Raw genomic sequence first — 1855 nt, 5'->3', positions numbered from 1 at the left:
CACAGCATAGAACCCGGCCCTGAATCCCAGGGCCGGGTTCTTGTCGGAGCGCCGGGCAGGCCTTGCACCTGCATTTCCCCACAGGAAGTGGGGCGTCTTTCCTTGGACCACCAACGCACTGTCCGCCGACCGGAGTTACGGCGACTGGACGCAGATCAACTATAGCGCAGTTTCTGTTATCGCCTCGCCGCCCGGCCGTCTCCTCACCGTCCCCCGCAGGTACGCGACTTACGACGCTGAGGTACGACGACGTGACACGACAGATCAGCCGCCGGAGCATGCTGAAGGCAGCGGGCATCGGTATCGGTGCGACCGCGCTCGCCACCCCGGCCGGAGCTGCCGGCGCCCCTCTCGTTCACCCCGGGCTGCTGCACACCCGTGCCGATCTGGACCGTATGGCGGCCAAGGTGAAGGCGGGTGCCAGACCGTACACCGCCGGGTTCTCCAAGCTGACCGCCAACCGGCATGCGCAGAGCGGATGGCGGGCCAATCCGCAGGCCGTCGTGTACCGGGGCTCGGGTGCGCCCGAGAACTACGCGACCCTCTACAACGACATCCACGCCGCCTACCAGAACGCCCTGCGCTATCACGTCAGCGGCGAGGAGGCGCACGCCGACACCGCCGTGGCGATCCTCAACGCCTGGTCGGGGAAGCTGACCAAGCTGGAGGGCAGCGCCGACCGGTTCCTGGCGGCGGGGTTGTACGGGTATCAGTTCGCCAATGCCGCGGAACTGGTGCGTGGACACGGGGACTTCGATCTCGGGCGGGCGCGGGAACTGATACTGAATGTCTTCCATCCGCTCAGCGACGACTTCCTGACCCGGCACAATGGCGCCGTCATCACCAACTACTGGCCCAACTGGGATCTGACGGCCATCGCCTGTGTGCTCGCGACCGGGATCTTCTGTGATGACCGGGGCATCGTCGAGCGGGCCGTGGAGTACTTCAAGCACGGGGACGGCATGGGGTCGGTCAGACACGCGATTCCCGTCGTCCACGAGGACGGGCTCGGCGAGTGGGTCGAGGCCGGGCGGGATCAAGGGCATGCGCTGCTCGGGGTCGGGCTGATGGGCACCGTGTGCGAGATGGCGTGGAACCAGGGGATCGATCTGTACGGGTACGACGACAGCCGGTTCTTCAAGGGCGCGCAGTACGTGGCCAAGTGGAGCCTGGGCGGGGACGTGCCGTACACGGCGAACACGCGGAAGAAGGGGGCGATCGGGGGGTGGTCGGGGAGTGAGACCGCGTCCGGCGTCGAAGGCGTGGATCCGGGGATGACCCGGCCCATCTGGGCGATGATCGCCAACCACTACACCAAGCGGCGGGGGTTGCCGGCGTCGTATCTCACGCGGGCGGCCGCCAAGGCCGCGCCTGAGGGCGGGGGCGGTGATTACGGGCCCAACAGTGGGGGGTTCGATCAACTGGGGTTCGGGACGCTGGCGTTCAGCCGGGAGCGGCGAGCGGGGGCGCCGAGTGTCGGTCCGTCCCGTGACGGTGAGGGTTCCGGGGGTGTGCGGGCGCAGGCTTCGGCGGGTCCTGCGGCGGCTGGGGATGACCTTGCCGCAACCGGGTCCGGGGATGTTGTGGGGTGGGCCGCGGCGGCGGGGGTGAGCGCTGTTGCCGGTGGGCTGCTGATGTTGCGGCGGCGGGGGCGGGCCGAGTAGCGCCCGGTCGTCAAGGGGCAGGGCCTGCCCGAGCGAGACGGCTGCCGGCTCGCCCGGTCAGGGCCTGCCCCCGTGCTCGACGAAGGCGCGACGCGTTGCTCAACGAAGGCGCGACGTGTGGACCGGGGGCACGGGCGCGGCCGTCTCGATGTCGCTGGGGTGCTAGTGCCGCGACAGGCAACGTTCGCCCC

General features: G+C 69.3%; 1 protein-coding gene. It reads left to right on the top strand.

Annotated elements, in window-relative coordinates:
* Window positions 1-278: 278 nt before the first annotated feature.
* Window positions 279-1664 carry an alginate lyase family protein gene (locus ABZ281_RS47915; protein WP_356664980.1) on the top strand — a complete coding sequence of 462 codons (1386 nt, stop codon included), beginning with the start codon at window positions 279-281 and terminating at the stop codon, window positions 1662-1664.
* The last annotated feature ends 191 nt before the right edge of the window (window positions 1665-1855 follow it).

The sequence above is a fragment of the Streptomyces sp. NPDC006265 genome (assembly GCF_040613555.1).
Classification (GTDB): Bacteria; Actinomycetota; Actinomycetes; order Streptomycetales; family Streptomycetaceae; genus Streptomyces.
This window is presented reverse-complemented; position numbering and strand designations above follow the sequence as displayed.